We start from the raw sequence: 20,503 nt of genomic DNA, 5'->3' as shown, positions 1-20,503 counted from the left end.
TTAAAGCTTCAGCTGTCCGATCGCCTTGCTCAAGGCGCCGGCCAGGGTCGCCAGTTCATTGCTGGTGGTGGCCGAGTCGACGGTTTGCTGCACAGTGTTTTCGGTCACGTCACGGATGCTGACCACCGCACGATTCATCTCTTCCGCCACTTGGCTCTGTTGCTCGGCGGCCACCGCGATCTGGGTATTGCTTTCACGCATCTGCGCCACGGCACTGGTTATTTCGGCCAGCGCGACCCCAGCCTCCTGAGCCTGTTGCACACAGTCGTCGGCCTTGAACGAGCTTTCCTGCATGAAGTCCACCGCATCGCGGGTACCGGCCTGCAAGGCGGAAACCATGGTGGTGATCTCATCGGTTGAGCTTTGTACGCGCTTGGCCAGGTTACGCACCTCGTCGGCAACCACTGCAAAACCACGCCCCATTTCCCCGGCGCGGGCCGCTTCGATCGCGGCGTTGAGGGCCAGCAGGTTGGTCTGTTCGGCGATGCTGTGAATCACACTGACCACGCCGTTGATTTTCTGGCTGTCTTCGGCCAGGCGCTGGATCATCTCGGCGGTCTGCTGTACGCCACTGGACAGCCCAGCGATGGATTTCTGCACGCGACTGACCACCTCCTGGCCACTGCCAGCCAATGTATCGGCAGTCTGGGACAGGTCGCGGGTTGCGCCGGCATGTTGGGCGATGTGGTAGACCGTGGCCGACATTTCATTGATCGCGGTAGCCGCCTGGTCGGTCTCACTTTGCTGTCCGAGCATGCCATGGCGTACGTCGTTCATGCTCGACGCCAGGCGCGCGGCACCCACATCCAACTGCCGGGCGGTATCGGCCACGGTGTTGACCACGCGCTGATAGCCGGCCTGCATGGCGTTGAACGCTGTCGCCATCTGCCCGACTTCATCTTTGCAGGCCAGGGGAACACGGGCCGCCAGGTCGCCGGTCTTTTCAACATGCAACATCACGTCTTTGAGTGTGTTGAGTTGGCTCAGCAGAAAGCGGATCAACAGTTGCGAGGCGCACAGCATGGCGAACATCAGGATGAATACAGCAGCGGCGTAGTTGGTGAAGCGCTCGCTGAACACCTGACTCAGGCTCGGGCCGTAGGCGAGTACCGCGATTTGCTGGCCATCGGCGCGACTGATGACTTCAGCGCCCATCAGTGGGTTATCGCCGAACAAGGGCATATGGCTGAACTCGACCCAGCCCTTTGCCCCGTTCAGCTCGGGTAATGGGCGATCGTTGAGAGAGGGCGTCTGCCCGGGCTGAAAACTCAGTAAATGATCGGCACGGGGCAAAGCCTGTCCAGCCGGCCAGGCGCTGAGCAGCCGTGCCTGGGCTTGAGCGGCACCCTGAGACGCCTGGCTGCGAGCCTGCTGCTCCAGTTGTACGGCGTACAGCACCAGCAGCAGGGTAGTAACGAAGGCGACCGCATTGACCGCCCAGAATTTGTACTTCAGCGAGATATTGCTAAGCCAGGCACCCATGGAAGGTCTTCTCTGATTGAGCGAAACAGTATTGGCAAGGTGCCATTATTGTGCCGCTACTTGCTCAGACAAATCTTGATGTGGGTCAAGCAATATCCGGCAAGCCGAAGAATGCCCGGGAGCAGGCGGTGCTGTGGGCGGCCAGTTCCTCTTGGCTTTCGTTGCGATGCAAGGCCACTTCGCGCAGCACCTCCGTCAGGTAGGCTGGTTCGTTGCGGCCATTTTTAGGCTTGGGACGAAGGCTGCGTGGCAGCAGGTAGGGCGCGTCGCTTTCCAGCATCAGGCGACCCCGGGGAATTTCACGAACCAGCGGGTGCAAATGTGTGCCACGGCGCTCGTCGCAGATCCAGCCAGTGATACCAATATGCAAGTCCAGGTCGAGGTAGCTGAACAGCGCGCGCTGCTCGCCGGTAAAGCAGTGCACCACCGCGGCGGGCAAGCGATCGCGGAAGTCGCGCAGAATGTCCAGCATGCGCTGATTGGCGTCGCGTTCATGGAGGAACACCGGTAGCTGCAAGTCTGCGGCCAGGGCCAAATGCTCCTCCAGCACCTTTTCCTGCTGCGGGCGTGGCGAGAAGTCTCGATTGAAATCCAGACCACATTCTCCTACTGCACGCACCCGGGTCTCATTGAGCAGGGCGCGCAGGCGGCGGGCACTGTCAGCATTCCAATCACTGGCCGAGTGGGGATGGATCCCGGCAGTGGTGAACAGCCGTTGGCCGCTTTCGTCCAACTGGTGGGCCAATTCCAACGCCTGTTCACTGCCCTCGACGCTGGTACCGGTCAGGACCAATTGGCACACGCCTGCCGCGTACGCCCGGTCGAGAACGGCCTGGTGCTTTTCGGCGAAACTTGGGTTGGTCAGGTTGACGCCGATATCGATGAGTTGCATGGTGTACCTCCGCCTGCGGCCGGAAAGCATATCAGAGCTGTAGATTTATAAGAAAAGCCAAGAACTACAACGAGTTAAAGCTGTCTTTTGCTGTCGGAAGTTAGCTTCGGTTGGTAACCCAGCCATTGCTGTGCCCGTCTTTCGCACTTTGCCAGCGCTCAAGGCGCTCTGTTTCTGACCCCCGACTCTCAAGTCTTCCTTGAAGAGTTGGCCAGTATTCTTTCCGGAGAGCGGATGATCCGACCCTCGGTTTTGTTTGCGCTGTGCTTGTCGCTGTTGCTGCCGTTACCGGCGGTGGCACGTTTGGCTGGGCCACCGGAAATCGTGGCCTCGAGCAAAGTTCGCGATCTAGCGGAGATTCGCAGTAGCCGGGTGTTACGGGTGCTGGTCAATCAAAGCCGCAATAGCTCTGGCGAAGTCCAGGGTCAGGCGATTGGTGTCGAGTACCACCGGCTGCGCGCTTTCGAGCAGTACCTGAATGGCCACGCCCGCGACGGTCAGGAAATCAACCTCAAGATCATTCCCAAGTCCAAGGATCAGCTGCTTGGCGCCTTGCAACGTGGCGAAGGTGACTTGGTCGCGCCGGGCGAATTACTGGAGGCGCAACCAGGGCAGGCCGTGAGCCCCAGTGATCCCATTGCCAGTAACGTGCCGCTGCTTCTGGTGGGAATCAAGGGCGAACACCGCTATACCCGGCTGGAACAGCTGTCCGGCAAAACCCTGGCGCTGACCACTGGCAGCGTTGCCGGCGACGCCATCAGCCAGATCAATCAGAAGCTGGCGCTGCACAAATTGGCGCCGGTGAAAGTGGAGTGGGTTGATCCCAGCCTGGCGGTGGAGGATGTACTGGAAATGGTCCAGGGCGGGATTTTCCACCTGACCATTGTCGAACAGCCCATTGCCGAACGGTGGGGCAAGATCCTGCCGAAGTTGCGCTTCGATCGTCAGGTCCTGATTAGCGAGCCGGGCGAGGAACACTGGTTTGTTCGCAGGGACGCCTCGATGCTGCGTGCGAGCATCGACCGCTTTCTGAAGACTTACAAAACCCCGGCCGATCAGGATGTGGCGTTTTTGCGCATCTATCGGCGTCTGTACCAGGTGCATTACCCCTTGGCTCGCGCCGACCGCCAGCGTCTGGAAAAGCTGCGGCCGGTGTTGCAGAAGCACGCAAAGGAACAGGGGATGGACTGGCTGAACCTGGCGGCCCTGGCGTTCAAGGAGTCTGCCTTGCAGCCCAACGCACGCAGCGGCGCAGGCCCGACCGGCCTGATGCAGATCACCTCATCTGCGGCGCAACGGGTAGGCGTGAATGATATTCAGAACTTGGATAACAATGTTCAGGCCGGGGCCAAATACCTGGCGTTGATCCGACGTAAGTTTTTTGCCAGCCCCAAGCTTAATGAGCGTGAGCGCATGGCCTTCGTGCTGGCCGCTTACAACATGGGGCCTGAGCGGGTCCAAGGCATGCGTACCGAGGCCAAGCGCCGTGGTTTGAACCCTAATCAGTGGTTTTTCCAGGTGGAGCGTATCGCCATGGAACAGGTGGGAATGGGAGCCGTCAGCTATGTTAATAGCGTCAATAAATATTATCTGGCCTTCGACCGCGAAAGGGACTCGTTGGAGCCCCAGGCAAGAAGCGTCGCCTCACGTAAGTGATCGATATAGTTGATTGTTATGGCGGGTTTTTTGCGCTTTTAACATGATAAAAACTGATTAGTATGGCGACCAACTTCCCACCTTAAACAAGGACTACACAGCATGAGCCCACTGATCAAATCCGTACTGAGCACCCGCGCTGGCTTTGGCCTGACCGTATTGCGTATTTTTGTCGGCATCATTTTCGCAGCCCATGGCTCACAAAAACTCTTCGGTCTGTTTGGCGGTTATGGCCTGGCCGGCACTGCGCAGTGGATGGAGAGTATCGGCTTGGCTCCAGGTCATTTGATGGCGTTGCTGGCGGGGGGAACGGAGTTCTTTGGTGGCCTGGCATTGATTATCGGCTTGTTGGCTCGCCCGGCGGCGTTGGGCCTGTCCTTTACCTTGCTGGTTGCGATCCTCTCGGTGCACATCAGCAACGGTTTGTTCATGGCTAACAACGGTTATGAGTTCGCCTTGGCATTGCTTGGCGGCACCGTGGCGGTATTGCTTGAGGGCGCGGGCAAGCTTTCGCTGGATGCGGCGATCACCAAGTAGCACTTGGCGTATCACTGGAAAGGCCCGCCTGATGCGGGCCTTTTTCGTTTATGGAGGTTCTTGACACTGGCCTATGGGCTTCTCTAGGATGCTGCTTATGCGCCGATTTAAACAGCTACTTGCGGGGCGCCAGATGATCGAAAGGTTGTCGTTAGAAGCTTGAGGAAGGCTTCGAAATACCGCTAAAGCGCTGGTTCGGTCTTGCCTCTCACCTGCCCGGCAGAAACTTGAGGTAGAGACACGACACGATGAATGCAATACACCCCCTTGTACGTCTTGCGCCGATCACGGCGAACCTTGTCCAGCGCAATCCGAAAATCCTCCTGGCTGGCAAGCACCAACCCACGCTATTGCGATACCTGGACGGTTGGCCGCGACGCACCGGCAGGCCTTCGGCTTTCCTGATCCAGTTTGTCGAAGAGGGTGAGTCCCTGGCTCGTTTCCCCAGCGACAGTTTTGACCTCGCGGTCATTCAAGCCCCTAGTGCCGAAAACGCTGCTGAAGTCATCAAGCAACTGACCCGCGTTGCGCGCCAGGGATTGATTACTCGTCCTCAAGACCGGTTATAAGCAATCTCGGCACGGCTGATGGCGAGTTTGGTTTGTGGGTTCGCGCTATTTAAACAATCGCGTTACGTTTCGCCAGATCAACCAGCGCGACCAGATTGGAAATATTGAAACGTTTCAATAAGCGCACTTTGTAAGTACTTACAGTCTTATGGCTGATCAGCAGTGCGTCGGCGATCTGCTGGTTATTCAGCCCTGTCGCCAGCAACCTCAAGACGGTAATTTCACGATCTGTGAGTCGTGAAATCAACACGCTTTCCTGGCAAGCCGCCGTGTTGTTCTGCTGCAGGATATTGATAGTGTCTTCGGGGAAGTAGCTGTAGCCCGACAAAATCGCCTTGACCGCATTGGCCAGCTCATTGAGGTTTTCGGTTTTGCATAGAAAGCCTGCGGCACCTGCTTGCAAGCAACGCAACGCGAAGTTCTTCGAATCACTGGAGGTCAGTACCAGAGTCTTGACTTGCAGATGTGCCGACTTGATATGGGCTATGACCGAAAAACCATCCAGATTGGGAATGCCCAAGTCCAGAATCAACAGGTCCGGAATGTGTTTGCGCACCAGTTGTACGGCATCGGCTCCGTTGCTGGCTTCGGCGATGATCGTGTGTTGATGGGGTTCAAGTATCGACCTTATGGCCAATCTGATCAGCGGATGATCGTCGACGATAATGATGTTTCCCATGAACAGGTTCCCCTCGAGTCTAAGGTAGTGGGAAGTGTCATCCGCGCACTGCAACGTGCGCGGTTTCGTTTTTGTTGTTGTGCGCTCATTGCCGTTTCGTAATGGGCGGATGATCGTTCGAAAAATGGCTGCTTGAGCCTTACGATGATCTGACTGGTCTGAAAAATGAATCGGACTAATCTGATAGTTTCGGTGCGCGCGATGCAGGGAAGGGCAGATTGCTAACCCAGCACGCAGCCACCATCCCTCGATGGCTGCGAGTATTTCATCGAGGATGTCGGCGCTTTACGTAAATGGCGATCAGGAGAAGGAGCAGCGGTATCGTAAAGATATTGATCAGCTTGATTGTTCTTCCCAGTGAGGCAATTTCATTATTGAGCTGCAGTTGCAGGTCTCTTAATGATTTGCGTATTTGTTGGCTTTCTTGATGGTCCGCTTGTGTCGTTGTGTCGTTGGGGGTCCATTCCTCTGTCTCGGTTGGAGGACTCAGAGCGTATAGCGCGGTTAACTCGGCATCCGTCTGAGCCAGAAGTGTTTCGAGCTTTTCGGTCTTCTCGCGAAAGCGCTCTTCGTTCTCTTCGATCAATTTCTCAATACGAGTAAAAGTCGGTTGGATACGCGGTTGCGATCGCGGATTCAGCAGAGCACTTTGTGCATGGAAGTCACTCAGAATGTTCACTACGAACGCTGCGTTATCTGACCAGACCTGCGGTGCCTGAGAATCCGATTCATTCCCCTCCTTGACCCACATGCGGTTATCCAGGATGTCTGTATCAGCCACTACCACAACCTGTATCCGAGCCCGCTCTTTTGGCTCTGTATCGCTGCCTGCCTCCTGTTGAGCAAACGCAGAGTCTGCAAGGCCTTCAATCCGCGCGGCTAATGCATAGCGTTTGTCAGACGTTTTGATTTCGCTCATAAGCTCGCTCAGCCTGCTTTTCTCATTCAGGCGAGCGAGGTCGAATGGCATAGCCTTGGTGGAGCTCTGAAGCAGAGGGGTGAAAGTCGTACTCGCACCCTGAATGGGTTCGAGGATGCCCGCGGTTGAAAGATTAATGCTCTCCACGTTTAAAGTGCTGGCATCTGCCTGATTCATGGAGTCTTTGGGCAATTTGATAAAAAACGGGTGGCTGATGGATTGTTGTCCTGGTTTCAGCACGGCTGACATTGCATAGAGGCCATCTCCGAGAACGCGTTCGGGCAGCATCTGTACTCCCCAGGCCTTTAGCAGTTTCGGGACTGCGGAAGATGTCTCTCGACCCGTTGGGTTTACGGCTTCCTGTTTTAACTCCAGCTCGCTGATGGGGTCTAGAAAAACCAGGAGTTTCCCCCCGTTCTGCACAAATCCATCGATTGCTTTTAACGTCTGCTCCGGCAGTTGTTTGGGGTGGACCAGTATCAGGCTGCCGAGCTCTTCAGGTATCTGATCTACATCTGGGCTCAACGTAGTCAGGTCAAACTGCTCGCGAACTTCTTGCAACCACATCCACGCAGGGAGTGTCTGCTGGGTACGTTCATCGAATCGGCGGTTCATGGGCAAGCTGGATATCAACCCCGTCATTGGACGTTTTACTTGTGCCGCACCCTGGATCAACCGATTGATTTCATGTTCGAGGAACACTTCGCGCTCAGGGGTAAAAAATGAAATTGCATGGGTCTCGCGATTGGCGTCGCTGGCTGCTAAGCCAAAGTAGAAGTGAGTGCCTTGATCCGGCAGTGGCATGGACTGGAGCCCCAAAAGATCAGCCTTATCCTCTTCATCTGAAAAAGGCATAGGGTCGATGATATGCAGAGTTAATTTGCCATTGGCTTCGTGTTCATAGGTTTTGAGCAGGGCTTTTACACGCTTGGCGTATTCATCTGTGGTGCCTGGCGTTTTTACATGATTGCTGGAGTAGAAAAAAAACAATTCAAGTGGTTTGTTGAGTGCGTTCAGAATGTTCTTTGTGTTCTGTGAAATGCTATAGGTCTTTTGCTCAGTCAGATCAAATTGAATGGCAGGCAATTTGGAATTCAAGATCAGAGTGAAGACTAAGAGTAGAGACCCGATCAGCAGCAGAACGCGGCTGGGTCGAAGTATATTCTTCATGTGTTTACCCTTATTCAGCTTTCTTGAGTTCGATGACAGCAGTGGTTGCTATGAGCCACGCACTGATCATGGCGAAGAAGTACAGCAAATCTTGTAGGTCGATCACACCCTTGCTGAACCTATCGAAATGGGAGATCAAGCCTATAGAGTCAAAGGATGCGCTTAGCCATCTGGGGAGGCTTGCAACGGGAACGTCCAGCGCTGGCAATAGGTTTGGGATCATGAAGACAAGCCCAATAATAAAGGTCGAAATAAACGCGGTCAGATGGTCACGCGCTAAGGCGGACAAGCAGCAGCCTATTGATAAATAAGCGCCGGCCAGTAACCAGCTGCCCAAATAACCGATGTAGAGTGCAGTGTTGTCGGGCTCGCCTAGGTAGTTGATGGTGGTTGCAAGCGGGAAGGTGAGTAATAGGGATAGTCCCAAAATCGTCCAGGCAGCCAGAAATTTTCCCATTACCACTTGAAAGCTGTTGATTGGCAGGGTTAACAAGAATTCGATAGACCCGCTCTTGCGTTCTTCTGCCCAGGTTGATGTGGCAATTGCTGGGATCAGCAAGAGGTAGAGCCAGGGGATGATGTCAAAGAGCGGGTTGAGGTTGGCAATATTTCGTTCGAATAAGCTCCCGAAATAAAAGCAGGATATCCCCGAGGTTGCCAAAAAGACTGCTATATAAATATAGGTCGCCGACGTGAGTGAGTAACTCTTAAGTTCACGTTTTAAAATAATCAGAGACTGTCTCAATTTGATTTTCCAAACATGCTTTCGATCACCTCATCCAGACTTCCCGGGTTGACGGTCAGGTGTTTGATCACCCATTGCCGTGCAGCAATCAGTGCGTTGATCTTTGGAGAAATAGTTGCGCCTGGCGTAGCAAGTATGGTGATGGCGCCGGGTATGTCGGTTTGCTCTTCAATTCCCGCAACCCCTGGCAGTACGGCCAGTGCAAGGTAATCCAGGGGTTTCTCACTGACGATAGTCACTGCGTTGTGATAACGGGATTGTTTACGCAGTTCAGGAATTGTATTGTCCGCCAAGAGGCGACCGTCGTACATGATCAGCGCCCGACTACAAATAGCAGTTATTTCATCCGCACAGGTTGTGGAGAAGATGATGGTCGTGTCTGTTGATAGTGACTTTATGATGTTGTGGAGTGTTTGCCTTTGATCGGGATTGAGCCCATTCGTTGGCTCGTCGAGAACAAGTAATTTAGGCTCATGAACTATGGCCTGGGCTAGCCCGACTCTCTGCTTGAGCTCCCATGACAGGCTGCCAATCGGTTGTTTCAGAATATTTTGAAGCTTTAGTCGCTCAACGGCATTGCTCAAGTTCTTGCTTTTTTTTGCGCCCCGAATTCCCCGTAGTTCGGCAACGAAGTCGAGAAACCAATGAACGTCCATGTTGGCGTATCGGGTGGCTCTTTCAGGCATATAGCCGAGTTGGCGCAGCGCCTGAAGTTTCTGCTTGTCTACATCGAAGCCGGATAGCTCCACTTTTCCTGAAGTAGGGGGGAGTAAGCCGGTCATTATCTTCATGAGTGTGGACTTTCCTGCGCCGGTGGGCCCGAGTAGTCCTAGTACTTCGCCTGCTTGGGCGCCGAACGAAATATTCTTGATGATAGTGTGCTCGCCAAAGCGCTTGGTTAGTTTTTCTACATAGATCATATTCTTGTGCCTGATAATCCTGAAGGCGACTCTCTCTACAGGGCTGGATCCGTCCCTTTAAGGTAGCCAGTGGAATCATTGATCACGGTGGTTCGAGCGAAGCTGAGGAGTTGCATAGTGCAAGTGCGCGTGTCTGCTATAAGGTCAAATAATACGGTTAATGTCAGTAACTGCAAGCCTGTGGCTGATTAATAGGACTGGTCCTAATGTGGTTTTTGTCCGCTTGTAATATCTTCCCTGAGCTTGTTTTTTAATATGCATGATGGGGTTTCAAATCTGCTATGTTTCTACGAACCATTACCATAAAAAACGCTGATCAAGAAATCGTTAGTGGTGCGTTGCTCTGTGGTGTTGCAGTTCCTCAAATTGGCAGTAATTTTCTTGTGTATAGCCTGAATGAGGAAGTGGAAGGCGACAAAACTCGCGTGTATATCGCAATGTTGCATAAGACGAGTGATAAGTATGTTTTGAGTCGGGTTGATTCAGGCCATGAATGGACGGTCGCAGCTCAAGTATTCAAGCAACTCGTCAGAAGAGCTGCCCACGGTGATTTTCAGAGCCATGTCGATATTCCCTATCATCTTATTGATTTGACAGATTGTGACTTGCCTGTCGCCGAAGTCGAAGATCATCGGCCTCTCGGCATCAAAAAGGCGCTGATCACCAAGCTGATCTCCATGCGCGATCAAGAACGGTTACCAGCGATCGAACGTACGGCGCCGATTGTCTCCGGTGTTAGTGCTTTGTTCACAGAACCAGATGGATCTTATGAACATGATGACTCTCAGTTGCTGACGCTCCTTGATACAGCGGAAATGCCGGGCGATGACATTATTCAGTTAACTTCTCAAGACGCTAAGGGGCTCGATAACGGGTCATCCATGTATGCAGAGGCTGCTGACGAGCAGAAAGCAGAAGGTGTGGTGCAACACTCGGGTGATTTCAGTTCTGCGCTGGCTTCATTTACCAGTGAAGAGCTGCTGCCTGCTCCAATGCTGACTGCTTCATTTATAGATGGCTCGCAGATCAGTTCAAATGCCGAGGCATCGGATCTCTATTCGGCCGACGTGGCTCCAGGCTTGGCACTCGACAACGAAAGTGAGCCTGATGTCCTGGAAGTTACAGCGCTCGCGACTACTGCTGCTCAAGAGGAAACGGACATGAAACTCCCTGTTTCGTCATCGATGGTTGAGCGCCTACGAGTTGATGACAGTCAAAGCGAACAGTTTCGCCAGGATATGCAAAGCACGTTGGCGGAGCTTGAAGGGCTGGTAGGCGATCTCGGTTCGGAGCCCCTTAACGATATGACTCTGGAAGAAAACGGCTCAGACCTTGGTGCAGAAGATGCCGGTATGGACTCATTGCGACCTTTTGCCCAAGTCGATGAGCATGAGGTGGGATCAGCTGATTTCATTCGGTCGAATCTTGCGGTTTCAGCCATGACTGAGGTTGACGGTGCATCTGAAGGGGCCTCAATGAGTCCACTTGAACAACCACGGGCTGAAGAGATGTTGGATCCAGAACACTCAGCGAAGAACTTAAAAGAACTGGAGAGCATTCAGCCGTTTGAAAATGCATCTCTTCCAGGGGCTGATACCGAGCATCTGTTGCTTGATGTCGAGAGTACCTTGGCCAATGTTGCGGGCATGGCGCAAGAGTTGGTCCAGCAAAAGCTGGGCGCAATGAAGCAGCAAGAAACCCTGGAGGGTTTGAAGTCCCAACTGCAAGAGAGAGAGCGGCAACTGGTGGAGAAAGAGGAGGGCTTGATGCAGCTCCAGAGTCAGTTGCAGCAGGAACGGGTGGCCGCAGACAGAGCTGCCGACAACAACGCCCGGATCATCGCCGAGCGTAGTTCCGCTTTGCAGCAATTGGCTGAAAGCCTTGAAGCCAGGGAGCGAAATGCAATTCGGCGATCCGAGCTTCTGCAACTGGGGCAGCAGCGTCTTGAGGAGCTTTCCAAGCAGCAGCGCGCCCGGGATCTCAAATTGGAAGCGCGTGAGCTGGATATACAGAAAAAGAGTGCTGAATTGGTAGAGCGCTTGAAGCAACTAACCAATGCCAAGAAAAAGCTCAGCAGCATTGTGAAGAACTTCAACGAAACGGTGACTTTCAACAATAGCCTCCATGCCATTTCCAGCATCCCCCTCGGCGAGGGCGAATGTTCTCCGGATGGAGTGGTCTGAGCCCGCTGTAAGCGGCGAATCACGTTATTTGAAGCCTGTCTCTGCCTGATTCCAGGTACCGCTATCGAGCCCTGATCTTGTTGACAGAACAGGGCCTCACTTCCCCGTTTTCAAGCCATTCCAATAGACGTGCTCTCGCAGATTTTTTCTGCGTCATTACGTTTTCTATGAGCAATGGATCGATCAGGGATTGCTCTAGTTGCCGATCTCCTGGGGGGCTTAGGTTGAGTGTTGGCCGTGCTCCCAGGCAGAGATCGGTTGATGTGGCTGCCTCGTCCACCGCAAGGATTAGGGCTAGCTACTTTCCCGCAGTGATTTATCATCGGTTTTTCTCAAGCCGGCTGGGCCCGCGACTTAGGTCCGGTCAGGCAGGTTGTTCGGCCTCAGGCCAAATCGTGAGATTCATGGTCGGTTCACTGCGGGTGGTGATTAAGCAATTGAGTACAAAACTGATTACCCAGGAAGGTCATGAGGCCCTCAAGAAAGAGCTCGACTATCTATGGCGGGAAAAGCGTCCCGACACTACCCGCAAAGTCACCTGGGCTGCGTCACTGGGTGACAGGAGTGAAAACGCCGATTACCAGTACAACAAGAAGCTGCTGCGAGAAATTGATCGCCGGGTGCGCTACATACGCAAGCGCCTGGAAGACATGCGCGTGGTTTCATACGCGCCCGAGCAGGAGGGGCGAGTGTTCTTCGGCGCGTGGGTCGAGGTGGAGAATGAAGAGGGTGAGACCAAGCGCTTTCGTATTGTTGGCTATGACGAGATATACAGGCAGAAGGATTACATCTCCATCGACTCGCCAATGGCTCGAGCGCTGTTGAAGAAGGAAGAGGGGGATGAAGCGATTGTTCCTACGCCCGGAGGTGAAACCTGCTGGTGGATCAATCGAATCGAGTATCAAAAGTAGGCCCGTCTGCCTGAGACGGGCCTTGGTCTTCAGCCTTCGCGCAGTACCGTCAGCGGGCTGGCATTCAAGGCCCGCCGTGTGCCGAAAACCCCCGCGCCGCCGACCAGTGCGGCACCGATCAGCGGCAACACCAGCAACCACGGATGTGGGTGCCAAGGCAGGTCGAAGGCGTAGCGGTAGAGCACCAGGCTCACCAATTCAGAACCCAGAGCAGCCAGCAGACCACTGACAGCGCCGAGCAGGCCGAACTCGATACGCCGCGCTTTGACCAGCAACCGCCGCTCCGCCCCCAAGGCCCGCAACAGCGCACCTTGGCGAATGCGCTCGTCAAGGGTGGCCTGCAGGCCGGAGAAGAGGACGGTCATCCCAGCTGCCAGGACAAACAACAAGACGTATTCCACCGCCAGGGTCACCTGGGCGAGGATGCTGCGCAGTTGCTCCAGCAAGGCCTCCACCTGAAGGATGGTCACTGCGGGAAAGGCACGGGACAGCTCGACGATCTGTTGGTCATGCCCGGCTGCCAGGTAAAAGCTGGTCAGGTAGGTCGCGGGGAGATCTTTCAAGGTGCCCGGCTGGAAGATCATGAAGAAGTTGGGCTGGAAGTTATCCCAGTTGATTTTGCGCAGGCTGGTGACCTGGGCTTCTCGATTGATCCCGCCGACGGTGAAGGTCAGCCGATCGCCGATTTTGAGTTTCAGGCTTTCTGCGACCTTGTTTTCCACCGAGACGCCGGGCAGATCGCCTTGCGGCTCGCTCGACCACCAGCTCCCGGCGGTGATGCTATTGCCTTGTGGCAAGTCGGCGGCCCAGGTCAGGCTCAGGTCGCGCTGGACAGCGCGATCGCCGCTGGAGTCTTTGCTGACGATATCCCTGACCGGCTCGCCGTTGATGCTGATCAGTCGCCCCGGTACTACCGGATACAGCGGCGCCGAAGGTGCCGAGAGTTCCACCAGTCGATCGGTGAAGGCCTGTTTATCGGCGGGAAGGATATTCAGCGCGAAGTAGTTGGGGGCATTTTTCGGTAGCTGATTCTGCCAGGTATCCAGCAGCTCGCCGCGCAACAGGGCGATTAACGCCATCGACAATAGAATCAGGCCGAATGCCAGGGATTGGCCCGCAGCCGCCAGTGGATGGCGCAGCAACTGTCCCAGGCCCAGGCGCCACGGCAGCGAGGCTCGAGCCAACAGGCGCCGCAGGCTTTGCAGGGCGAGCAGCAGAAGCCCACCCAGAACCACCGCGGCCACCACGCCACCGCCGAGCAGGGCGAAGGTCAGTACCAGGTCCAGGCTCAGGCGCCACATGATCAGGCCCAGGGCGAGCAGGGCCGCGCCATAGACCATCCAGGTGCTCGAAGGGATGGGCAGCAGGTCGCGACGTAACACTCGTAATGGCGGAACACGACCCAGGGCGGCAAGCGGCGGCAGGGCGAAGCCGGCGAGTGCCACCAGCCCGGTGCCGATCCCGGCGACCGCCGGCAGCCATCCACCCGGCGGTACATCACTGGGCAAGAGCTCATGCAGCAGGGCGAACAACCCGAGTTGAGCCAGCCACCCTATCAGTGCGCCGCTGAGGCTGGCCAGAAGGCCGAGTACAGCCAACTGCACACTGAACAACAGCATGGTTTCACGCCTGGACAAGCCAAGGCAGCGCAGCAGGGCGCTGGCATCGAAGCGCCGGGTGGCGAAGCGCGTGGCCGACAGCGCCACCGCGACGCCCGATAGCAGTACGGCTACCAGGCTGGCCATGTTCAGGTAACGCTCGGCCTTGCCCAAGGCGCCGCCTATCTGTTGGTTGCCATCGCGTGCATCCTGCAAGCGCTGATTGGCAGCCAACCCTGGTTTGATCAATTGTCGATAGGTTTCCAGCGCAGGAGCGGTGCCGCGCCACAGCTCCTTGTAGCTGACCCGGCTACCGGGCTGCACCACGCCCGTGGCCGCCAGATCGGACAAATTGATCAGCACCCGCGGCGTCAGGCTGTAGAAGTTGCCGGCACGGTCCGGCTCATAGGTCAGCACTCGGGCCAGGCGCAGAGTCTTCATCCCAACGTCGATGCTGTCGCCGATCTTCAAATCCAGCGCGGCCAATAGGCGCGACTCGACCCAGGCTTCACCTGGCTTCGGTCCGCCTCCTGACTCTTCGGCTGCGTAGGGCGCCGGTGCGCTTTTCAGCTCGCCACGTAATGGATAGACCTCATCCGCTGCCTTGATGCTGGACAGCTGGATACCTTTGTCGGTGGCTACGACGCTGGAGAACTCCACGATCTGCGCATGCTCCAGCCCCAGTTCCCGGCCGCTCTGAATCTGCTCCGGGCGTGCCGGCGAGCTGCCCTCGAGCAGCAGGTCGGCGCCGAGGAATTCGGTGGCGCGCAGCAGCATGGCGCCGTTCAGGCGGGCGCCGAAATAGCCGATGGCGGTGCTGGCCGCAACAGCCACCAGCAAGGCGAAGAACAACACCCTTAATTCACCGGCGCGGGCATCGCGCAGCAGTTGACGCAGGGCGAGGCTGAACAGGCGCAACATCGGCAGGCGTGCCATCAAGGCTCCAGAGGGGCGACCAGCAGGCCGGCTTCAAGGCGGATCAGGCGCCGGCAGCGGTGTGCCAGGCGTTCGTCGTGAGTGACCAGTACCAATGTGGTGCCGCGTTCTTTATTGAGCTCGAACAACAGATCGCAGATGCGCTCGCCGGTGTGGCTGTCGAGGTTGCCGGTCGGTTCATCAGCGAACAAAACGTCGGGCTCCGCCGCAAATGCCCTGGCGATCGCTACCCGCTGCTGTTCGCCGCCGGAGAGTTGGCGCGGTGAATGGGTCAGGCGCTTGCCCAGGCCCACCCGTTGCAGCAATTGGGTCGCGCGCTCGCGAGCATCCTTGCGACCGTCCAGCTCCAGCGGCAGCATGACGTTTTCCAAGGCATTGAGGCTGTCGAGCAATTGAAATGACTGGAAGACAAAACCCACGTGTTCGGCACGGATGCGTGCTCGCTGATCCTCATCCAGGGTACTCAGGGCCTGGCCTGCAAGCGTGACTTCACCGCTGCTGGGCAAGTCGAGCCCGGCCAGCAGGCCCAGGAGCGTGGATTTGCCGGAACCTGAGGCACCGACGATGGCCAGGCTATCGCCCTTGTTCAGTTCCAGGCTGAGTTGGTGCAGGATGGTCAGTTCACCTTCCGCGCTGGGAACCACTTTGCTAAGGTTCCGCGCAGTGAGAATGCTTGCGCCCATGGAGAGTCCGATGCGTGTGTGGTTTTTGAGTGCTGGCCTGGCCTTGATGTGCATGGCCCAGAACGCAGCGGCGGGTACAGTCCTGATCGTTGGCGATAGTATCAGTGCGGCTTTCGGCCTGGATACCCGACAAGGGTGGGTAACCCTGCTGGAGCAGCGGCTCAAGGACGAAGGTTTCAACGACAAGGTAATCAATGCATCGATCAGCGGCGACACCAGCGCAGGAGGCCTGGCGCGGCTACCTGCGCTGCTCACAGAGCATAGGCCGGATGTGGTGATCCTGGAGCTGGGGGGCAACGATGGGCTGCGCGGTCAACTGCCAACGCAATTGCAACAAAATCTTGCGTCGATGATTGATAACTCAAAAGCCAGCGGTGCCAAGGTGCTACTACTGGGTATGCAGCTACCTCCCAACTATGGCGTGCGTTATACCCAGGCATTTGCCGAGGTCTACAGCAACCTGGCCAACGAGAAGAAAATCGCCCTGGTGCCGTTTTTTCTGCAAGGCATCGGCGGCATTCCCGAGTTGATGCAGGCCGATGGTCTGCACCCAGCGGCTGCGGCCCAGGGCAAGTTGCTGGAAAATGTCTGGCCGACGCTAAAACCGCTGCTTTGACGCTTTTCTAGTGGCAGTGTTTCGGCTAATGTGGCGCCCCCGATTTGGAGCCCCCGATGCCGCGTCCTGCCTGGTCCCTGTTTGCCTATCAACTGATCGAGCCTGACGAACAGCTGGATCTGTTTGCCTGCCAGGAAGTTCGGGTGCACCTGGTCACGCGTCAGTTGGAACTCGGTGGTGCTGCCGACCGGACGTTATGTGGCTCTTTGCTTCCCGCCCAGCCGCGCTGGTCGAGCGTGGACCGGACCATTTTTCAGGAACAGCGCCTGTGTCCGCTCTGCCGCGCGATTCTCGAGTCGCAGAAGCGTGGTACTCCACCGATCTGGCCTGAGCTGCGCTTCGAACTTTAAACATTCGCCATCGGATGGCCTGTAGCTACGCTTACCCCAGCCAACTGCCGAAGCGGGAGGCTGCGGTGTACAATCGCTTTTTTTCTCACCCGTTGATCATGCGAAGGATTTTCCGGATGTTGCCGCGTTTTCCTGCCGTCACCCGCTGCCTGACGCTTGCCGCACTTTGTGTGGCAGGCCCGGTGGCCGCACTGGAGTTGCCTCTACCCCCCCCCGGTGAAGACATCGTGGGCCAGGTGCAGGTGATCAAGGCCAAGTACGAAGACACCTTTGCCGATCTGGGAACGACTTACGACCTGGGTTATCTGGAAATGGTGGCGGCCAACCCGGGCGTCGATCCATGGTTGCCTGGAGCGGGTACGGAAGTGGTTCTGCCGACCCGATTTATTCTGCCGCCGGGCCCGCGTGAGGGCATCGTGATCAACCTGGCCGAATATCGGCTGTATTACTTCCCCAAGGGACGTAATGTCGTTTACACCTTCCCACTGGGCATCGGCCGCGAAGGCTGGGGCTCGCCGATTGCGCACACCAGCATCGTGGCCAAAACTCCGAACCCGACCTGGACGCCTCCTGCTTCGATCAAGGCGGAGCATGCGGCCGACGGTGACCCGCTGCCAAACGTGGTGCCGGCCGGCCCGGACAACCCGCTGGGCCCGTTCAAGTTCACCCTGGGAACTCCGGGTTACCTGATTCACGGCTCGAACAAGAAATTCGGGATTGGCATGCGCACCAGTCACGGCTGCTTCCGCATGTTCAATAACAACGTGCTGGAAATGGCCGGCATGGTGCCGGTTGGTACCTCGGTACGAATTCTCAACGACCCTTACAAGTTTGGCGTCAGCGGTGGCAAGGTCTATCTGGAGGCTCACACGCCACTGGACGACAATGGCAACCCGTCGGTGGTCGACAAGCACACCGCAGTGATCAATGCCTTGCTCAAGCGCGAAGACCTGGCGAACAGCCTGCGCATGAATTGGGATGTGGTGCGTGATGTCGTCGCGGCCGAGGATGGTCTGCCGGTGGAGATCGCGGTGCCTGTTTCCGCACCGACGGTGTCTTCCGCTCCCGTCGATCCAGAGCAGTAATCACTGTTGGAAAAACCCGTCGGAGCCTCTGGTTTCGACGGGTTTTTTATTGCCTGCAGAAAAATCCAGGCAATAAAAAAGCCGACCCAAAAATGGATCGGCTTGATAACAATCCCGAGGGACTATTACTTGCGGCTAGCTTTTTCAAGCATGCGCAGAGCGCGCTCGTTAGCTTCGTCAGCAGTCTGTTGTGCTTTTTGAGCAGCAGCCAGAGCTTCATCAGCTTTACGGTAGGCTTCGTCTGCACGAGCCTGGGAGCGAGCTGCTGCGTCTTCAGTAGCAGTCAGACGAGCTTCGGTTTCTTTGGATACGCTGCTGCAACCGGTAGCCAGAACTGCGGCCAGAGCCAGAGCAGAGAATTTCAGAACGTTGTTCATCGTGTTCCCCTTCAAGGACTTTCTATTAGTAGCTATCTCTTCAGAGTGAGGAAATAGCCGGCGTACATACTACCCATTACTTGTAGTAAGTAAACTGACGTAGCGCAAGAAGCAAAAAAAATTCTAGGTGCTGAATCTTTTTCGAGCAACTTTTTAGCCAGTTGTATAAAAACCGCGCAGCTGCGAGGCCCGGCCTGGGTGCCTTGCTGGATAGGCGGTGTTACCCGTTAGCCACTCCCCACAGCAGTTTCTGAGTGTAGGCTAAAGTCGATCTATATTGAGGCGTCTACACTTTTCTTCAGATTCTGTGTAAACGCTCACGTATCTTTGTTGATGTTGAGGTGACTTTAAGAAGGGGCGCTCGTCTTAAGTCTCAACATCCGGCGATGTTCAGTGTGTCATTGGTGAAACGTTGTGTACGTAAGCATTTTGGTTTGCACTGTTAGGTCGGCGTGTGACGCGCCTCATGCTGCGCAGCACAAGATGAGTGCGTCTTGAGCATTTATGCCAATGATGCCTACTATTTGTAACGTGCAGGTTGAACCTGAGCGGCAGGCTTTTCTCGGTGTCCAGTCAGGCACGGGGTGGCGTAGATGTTCCTTCGCCGGAAAAACATCGGTAAGGTAGGGGTCAGAATCCAAGACCCGCGAGGAGTAGTGATGAGCGAGGCGTTGTCCATCCACCATGACCAGGCTGGTCATCAGTTCGAGACCAATGTGGACGGTCATCGTGCCTACCTGACTTACATGGACCTGGGTAAGCAGACCCTGGATATCTATCGGACATTCGTGCCCAACGCATTGCGTGGCCGTGGCATTGCTGCCGCGTTGACCGAGCAGGCCCTGGAGTATGCTGATCGCATGGGGTACACGGTGATTCCTTCGTGCTCATACGTGGAGCGCTACATGGAGCGCCACCAGCGTCACGCCGCGAAACTCTGAGTGGGCACACACAAAAACGCCGGGCTGAGCCCGGCGTTTTTGTTTGCGTCTTTTGTGAAATCAGCCGCGATCGCGTTTAGGCAATACGTCCTTGAGCTTGGCATGCATGCCGCGCAAGGTTTTTTCGGTGCTTTCCCAGTCGATGCAGGCGTCCGTGATCGACACGCCGTATTGCAATTCGGCCAAGTCTTTCGGAATCGCCTGGCAGCCCCAGTTCAGATGGCTCTCGACCATCAGGCCGATGATCGACTGATTGCCTTCGAGAATCTGGTTAGCCACGTTCTCCATGACCAAAGGTTGCAGCGCCGGGTCCTTGTTGGAGTTGGCGTGGCTGCAGTCGACCATGATGTTGGGTTTGATCTTCGCTTTGTTCAGCGCCTGTTCACACAGCGCGACGCTCACCGAATCGTAGTTCGGCTTGCCGTTGCCACCGCGCAATACCACGTGACCATAAGCGTTGCCTTTGGTGGTGACGATCGACACGCCGCCTTCCTGGTTGATACCCAGGAAGCGATGAGGGCTGGAAACCGATTGCAGTGCATTGATCGCAACGGTCAGGCCGCCATCGGTGCCGTTCTTGAAGCCGACAGCGGAAGACAGGCCAGACGCCATTTCGCGGTGAGTCTGGGATTCTGTGGTGCGCGCGCCGATGGCCGACCAGCTGATCAAATCCTGCAGGTACTGCGGGGAGATCGGGTCCAGCGCTTCGGTGGCGGTTGGCAGGCCCATCTCGGCCAGGTCCAGCAGCAACTGGCGGCCAATGTGCAGGCCGTCCTGAATCTTGAATGAGTCGTCCAGGTAAGGGTCGTTGATCAGGCCTTTCCAGCCGACCGTGGTCCGCGGCTTCTCGAAGTAGACGCGCATTACTAGGTACAGAGTGTCGGACACTTCGGCGGCCAGTACCTTCAGGCGCTCGGCGTACTCGTGAGCTGCTTTGATGTCGTGGATCGAGCAAGGGCCGATAACGACAAACAGGCGATGGTCGGTGCCATCCAGAATATTGCGGATCACCTCGCGGCCCTTGGTCACGGTGCGCAGGGCAGCATCGCTCAGGGGGATGTCACGCTTGAGCTGATCAGGAGTGATCAGCGTCTCGTTGGAGGCGACGTTAAGGTCGTTGATCGGTAAATCAGCCATCGTGTTACTCGTCAGGTCACGGGTGCCGGCCGCCAGCGATCCCCGCGCGGCGGAGCACAGCGGATTTGAGCGCGTCGGGGAGCGGAACCTTAGCGCGTTAGCCGGTGATTCGACAAT

19 protein-coding genes are annotated in these 20,503 nt (G+C 56.2%); 9 read left to right on the top strand and 10 right to left on the bottom strand.

Features of this window, described 5'->3' with window-relative positions; translation table 11 throughout:
• Both JFU57_RS31340 and JFU57_RS31335 read right to left on the bottom strand, forming a co-directional pair.
• Complete coding sequence (locus JFU57_RS31340) at positions 1–1,482, bottom strand: methyl-accepting chemotaxis protein (RefSeq protein ID WP_078470688.1); 1,482 nt, start codon at positions 1,480–1,482, stop codon at positions 1–3.
• Positions 1,483–1,567: 85 nt separating this feature from the next.
• Positions 1,568–2,374 carry a TatD family hydrolase gene (locus JFU57_RS31335; protein ID WP_201131913.1) on the bottom strand — a complete coding sequence of 269 codons (807 nt, stop codon included), beginning with the start codon at positions 2,372–2,374 and terminating at the stop codon, positions 1,568–1,570.
• Between the two features lie 234 nt (positions 2,375–2,608).
• On the opposite strand from JFU57_RS31335, the gene JFU57_RS31330 reads away from it, so the two are divergent.
• The 3 genes from JFU57_RS31330 (at position 2,609) to JFU57_RS31320 (ending at position 5,136) form a co-directional block, all read left to right on the top strand.
• Positions 2,609–4,030, top strand: coding sequence for a transglycosylase SLT domain-containing protein (locus JFU57_RS31330; protein WP_201131912.1), 1,422 nt, complete (start codon positions 2,609–2,611; stop codon positions 4,028–4,030).
• A gap of 102 nt (positions 4,031–4,132) precedes the next feature.
• Entirely contained in the window at positions 4,133–4,567 is a 435-nt protein-coding gene (locus JFU57_RS31325; protein ID WP_201131911.1) for a DoxX family protein, read from the top strand.
• 248 nt (positions 4,568–4,815) lie between these two features.
• Complete coding sequence (locus JFU57_RS31320; RefSeq protein ID WP_201131910.1) at positions 4,816–5,136, top strand: class I SAM-dependent methyltransferase; 321 nt, start codon at positions 4,816–4,818, stop codon at positions 5,134–5,136.
• Positions 5,137–5,185: 49 nt separating this feature from the next.
• Here JFU57_RS31320 and JFU57_RS31315 read toward each other — a convergent pair whose 3' ends face one another.
• The 4 genes from JFU57_RS31315 to JFU57_RS31300 all read right to left on the bottom strand — a co-directional run bounded on the left by JFU57_RS31315 (position 5,186) and on the right by JFU57_RS31300 (position 9,569).
• Positions 5,186–5,815, bottom strand: a complete 630-nt coding sequence (locus JFU57_RS31315) for a response regulator transcription factor (RefSeq protein ID WP_201131909.1) — start codon at positions 5,813–5,815, stop codon at positions 5,186–5,188.
• Positions 5,816–6,080: 265 nt separating this feature from the next.
• Positions 6,081–7,904 carry a Gldg family protein gene (locus JFU57_RS31310; protein WP_201131908.1) on the bottom strand — a complete coding sequence of 608 codons (1,824 nt, stop codon included), beginning with the start codon at positions 7,902–7,904 and terminating at the stop codon, positions 6,081–6,083.
• Positions 7,905–7,914: 10 nt separating this feature from the next.
• Positions 7,915–8,649 (bottom strand): ABC transporter permease subunit, encoded by a 735-nt coding sequence (locus JFU57_RS31305; protein ID WP_201131907.1) that lies wholly within the window; start codon positions 8,647–8,649, stop codon positions 7,915–7,917.
• On the bottom strand, positions 8,646–9,569 hold the full coding sequence (locus tag JFU57_RS31300; protein WP_201131906.1) for an ABC transporter ATP-binding protein: 924 nt from the start codon (positions 9,567–9,569) through the stop codon (positions 8,646–8,648). The genes JFU57_RS31305 and JFU57_RS31300 overlap by 4 nt, the downstream gene beginning before the upstream one ends.
• Positions 9,570–9,850: 281 nt before the next feature.
• Here JFU57_RS31300 and JFU57_RS31295 point away from each other — a divergent pair, with 281 nt between their 5' ends.
• Entirely contained in the window at positions 9,851–11,752 is a 1,902-nt protein-coding gene (locus JFU57_RS31295) for a hypothetical protein (protein ID WP_201131905.1), read from the top strand.
• A gap of 437 nt (positions 11,753–12,189) precedes the next feature.
• Complete coding sequence (greB, locus tag JFU57_RS31290; protein WP_201132246.1) at positions 12,190–12,663, top strand: transcription elongation factor GreB; 474 nt, start codon at positions 12,190–12,192, stop codon at positions 12,661–12,663.
• 29 nt (positions 12,664–12,692) lie between these two features.
• Here greB and JFU57_RS31285 read toward each other — a convergent pair whose 3' ends face one another.
• Positions 12,693–15,197, bottom strand: coding sequence for an ABC transporter permease (locus tag JFU57_RS31285; RefSeq protein ID WP_201131904.1), 2,505 nt, complete (start codon positions 15,195–15,197; stop codon positions 12,693–12,695).
• Positions 15,197–15,880, bottom strand: coding sequence for an ABC transporter ATP-binding protein (locus JFU57_RS31280; protein ID WP_078470677.1), 684 nt, complete (start codon positions 15,878–15,880; stop codon positions 15,197–15,199). Before JFU57_RS31280 ends, JFU57_RS31285 begins: the two co-directional genes overlap by 1 nt.
• Before the next feature lie 10 nt (positions 15,881–15,890).
• On the opposite strand from JFU57_RS31280, the gene JFU57_RS31275 reads away from it, so the two are divergent.
• The 3 genes from JFU57_RS31275 to JFU57_RS31265 all read left to right on the top strand — a co-directional run bounded on the left by JFU57_RS31275 (position 15,891) and on the right by JFU57_RS31265 (position 17,931).
• Complete coding sequence (locus tag JFU57_RS31275) at positions 15,891–16,496, top strand: arylesterase (RefSeq protein ID WP_078470676.1); 606 nt, start codon at positions 15,891–15,893, stop codon at positions 16,494–16,496.
• Positions 16,497–16,552: 56 nt separating this feature from the next.
• Entirely contained in the window at positions 16,553–16,846 is a 294-nt protein-coding gene (locus JFU57_RS31270) for a hypothetical protein (RefSeq protein ID WP_020299677.1), read from the top strand.
• A gap of 116 nt (positions 16,847–16,962) precedes the next feature.
• The gene (locus JFU57_RS31265) at positions 16,963–17,931 is read left to right on the top strand and encodes a L,D-transpeptidase family protein (protein ID WP_201131903.1); all 969 of its coding nucleotides are present in this window, start codon (positions 16,963–16,965) and stop codon (positions 17,929–17,931) included.
• A 125-nt stretch (positions 17,932–18,056) separates the two neighbouring features.
• Here the strand turns inward: JFU57_RS31265 and oprI are convergent, their stop codons facing one another.
• Positions 18,057–18,308, bottom strand: a complete 252-nt coding sequence (oprI, locus tag JFU57_RS31260; protein WP_003172710.1) for an outer membrane lipoprotei OprI — start codon at positions 18,306–18,308, stop codon at positions 18,057–18,059.
• 659 nt (positions 18,309–18,967) lie between these two features.
• Here oprI and JFU57_RS31255 point away from each other — a divergent pair.
• Entirely contained in the window at positions 18,968–19,249 is a 282-nt protein-coding gene (locus JFU57_RS31255; protein ID WP_007931380.1) for a GNAT family N-acetyltransferase, read from the top strand.
• A 60-nt stretch (positions 19,250–19,309) separates the two neighbouring features.
• Here JFU57_RS31255 and JFU57_RS31250 read toward each other — a convergent pair whose 3' ends face one another.
• Positions 19,310–20,386, bottom strand: a complete 1,077-nt coding sequence (locus JFU57_RS31250; RefSeq protein ID WP_020299679.1) for a 3-deoxy-7-phosphoheptulonate synthase — start codon at positions 20,384–20,386, stop codon at positions 19,310–19,312.
• Positions 20,387–20,503 lie beyond the last annotated feature (117 nt).

The organism is Pseudomonas sp. TH07, from assembly GCF_016651285.1.
In the GTDB taxonomy this organism is placed as follows: Bacteria; Pseudomonadota; Gammaproteobacteria; order Pseudomonadales; family Pseudomonadaceae; genus Aquipseudomonas.
This window is presented reverse-complemented; position numbering and strand designations above follow the sequence as displayed.

What these genes read in the sequence shown, in the direction of transcription:
- JFU57_RS31335 (WP_201131913.1), bottom strand. Translation starts at nt 2,374, where the DNA reads ATGCAACTCATCGATATCGGCGTCAACCTGACCAACCCAAGTTTCGCC.
- JFU57_RS31280 (WP_078470677.1), bottom strand. Translation starts at nt 15,880, where the DNA reads ATGGGCGCAAGCATTCTCACTGCGCGGAACCTTAGCAAAGTGGTTCCC.
- JFU57_RS31285 (WP_201131904.1), bottom strand. Translation starts at nt 15,197, where the DNA reads ATGGCACGCCTGCCGATGTTGCGCCTGTTCAGCCTCGCCCTGCGTCAA.
- JFU57_RS31315 (WP_201131909.1), bottom strand. Translation starts at nt 5,815, where the DNA reads ATGGGAAACATCATTATCGTCGACGATCATCCGCTGATCAGATTGGCC.
- JFU57_RS31250 (WP_020299679.1), bottom strand. Translation starts at nt 20,386, where the DNA reads ATGGCTGATTTACCGATCAACGACCTTAACGTCGCCTCCAACGAGACG.
- oprI (WP_003172710.1), bottom strand. Translation starts at nt 18,308, where the DNA reads ATGAACAACGTTCTGAAATTCTCTGCTCTGGCTCTGGCCGCAGTTCTG.
- JFU57_RS31325 (WP_201131911.1), top strand. Translation starts at nt 4,133, where the DNA reads ATGAGCCCACTGATCAAATCCGTACTGAGCACCCGCGCTGGCTTTGGC.
- JFU57_RS31320 (WP_201131910.1), top strand. Translation starts at nt 4,816, where the DNA reads ATGAATGCAATACACCCCCTTGTACGTCTTGCGCCGATCACGGCGAAC.
- JFU57_RS31295 (WP_201131905.1), top strand. Translation starts at nt 9,851, where the DNA reads ATGTTTCTACGAACCATTACCATAAAAAACGCTGATCAAGAAATCGTT.
- JFU57_RS31265 (WP_201131903.1), top strand. Translation starts at nt 16,963, where the DNA reads ATGTTGCCGCGTTTTCCTGCCGTCACCCGCTGCCTGACGCTTGCCGCA.
- JFU57_RS31255 (WP_007931380.1), top strand. Translation starts at nt 18,968, where the DNA reads ATGAGCGAGGCGTTGTCCATCCACCATGACCAGGCTGGTCATCAGTTC.
- JFU57_RS31340 (WP_078470688.1), bottom strand. Translation starts at nt 1,482, where the DNA reads ATGGGTGCCTGGCTTAGCAATATCTCGCTGAAGTACAAATTCTGGGCG.
- JFU57_RS31275 (WP_078470676.1), top strand. Translation starts at nt 15,891, where the DNA reads ATGCGTGTGTGGTTTTTGAGTGCTGGCCTGGCCTTGATGTGCATGGCC.
- JFU57_RS31300 (WP_201131906.1), bottom strand. Translation starts at nt 9,569, where the DNA reads ATGATCTATGTAGAAAAACTAACCAAGCGCTTTGGCGAGCACACTATC.
- JFU57_RS31270 (WP_020299677.1), top strand. Translation starts at nt 16,553, where the DNA reads ATGCCGCGTCCTGCCTGGTCCCTGTTTGCCTATCAACTGATCGAGCCT.
- JFU57_RS31310 (WP_201131908.1), bottom strand. Translation starts at nt 7,904, where the DNA reads ATGAAGAATATACTTCGACCCAGCCGCGTTCTGCTGCTGATCGGGTCT.
- JFU57_RS31330 (WP_201131912.1), top strand. Translation starts at nt 2,609, where the DNA reads ATGATCCGACCCTCGGTTTTGTTTGCGCTGTGCTTGTCGCTGTTGCTG.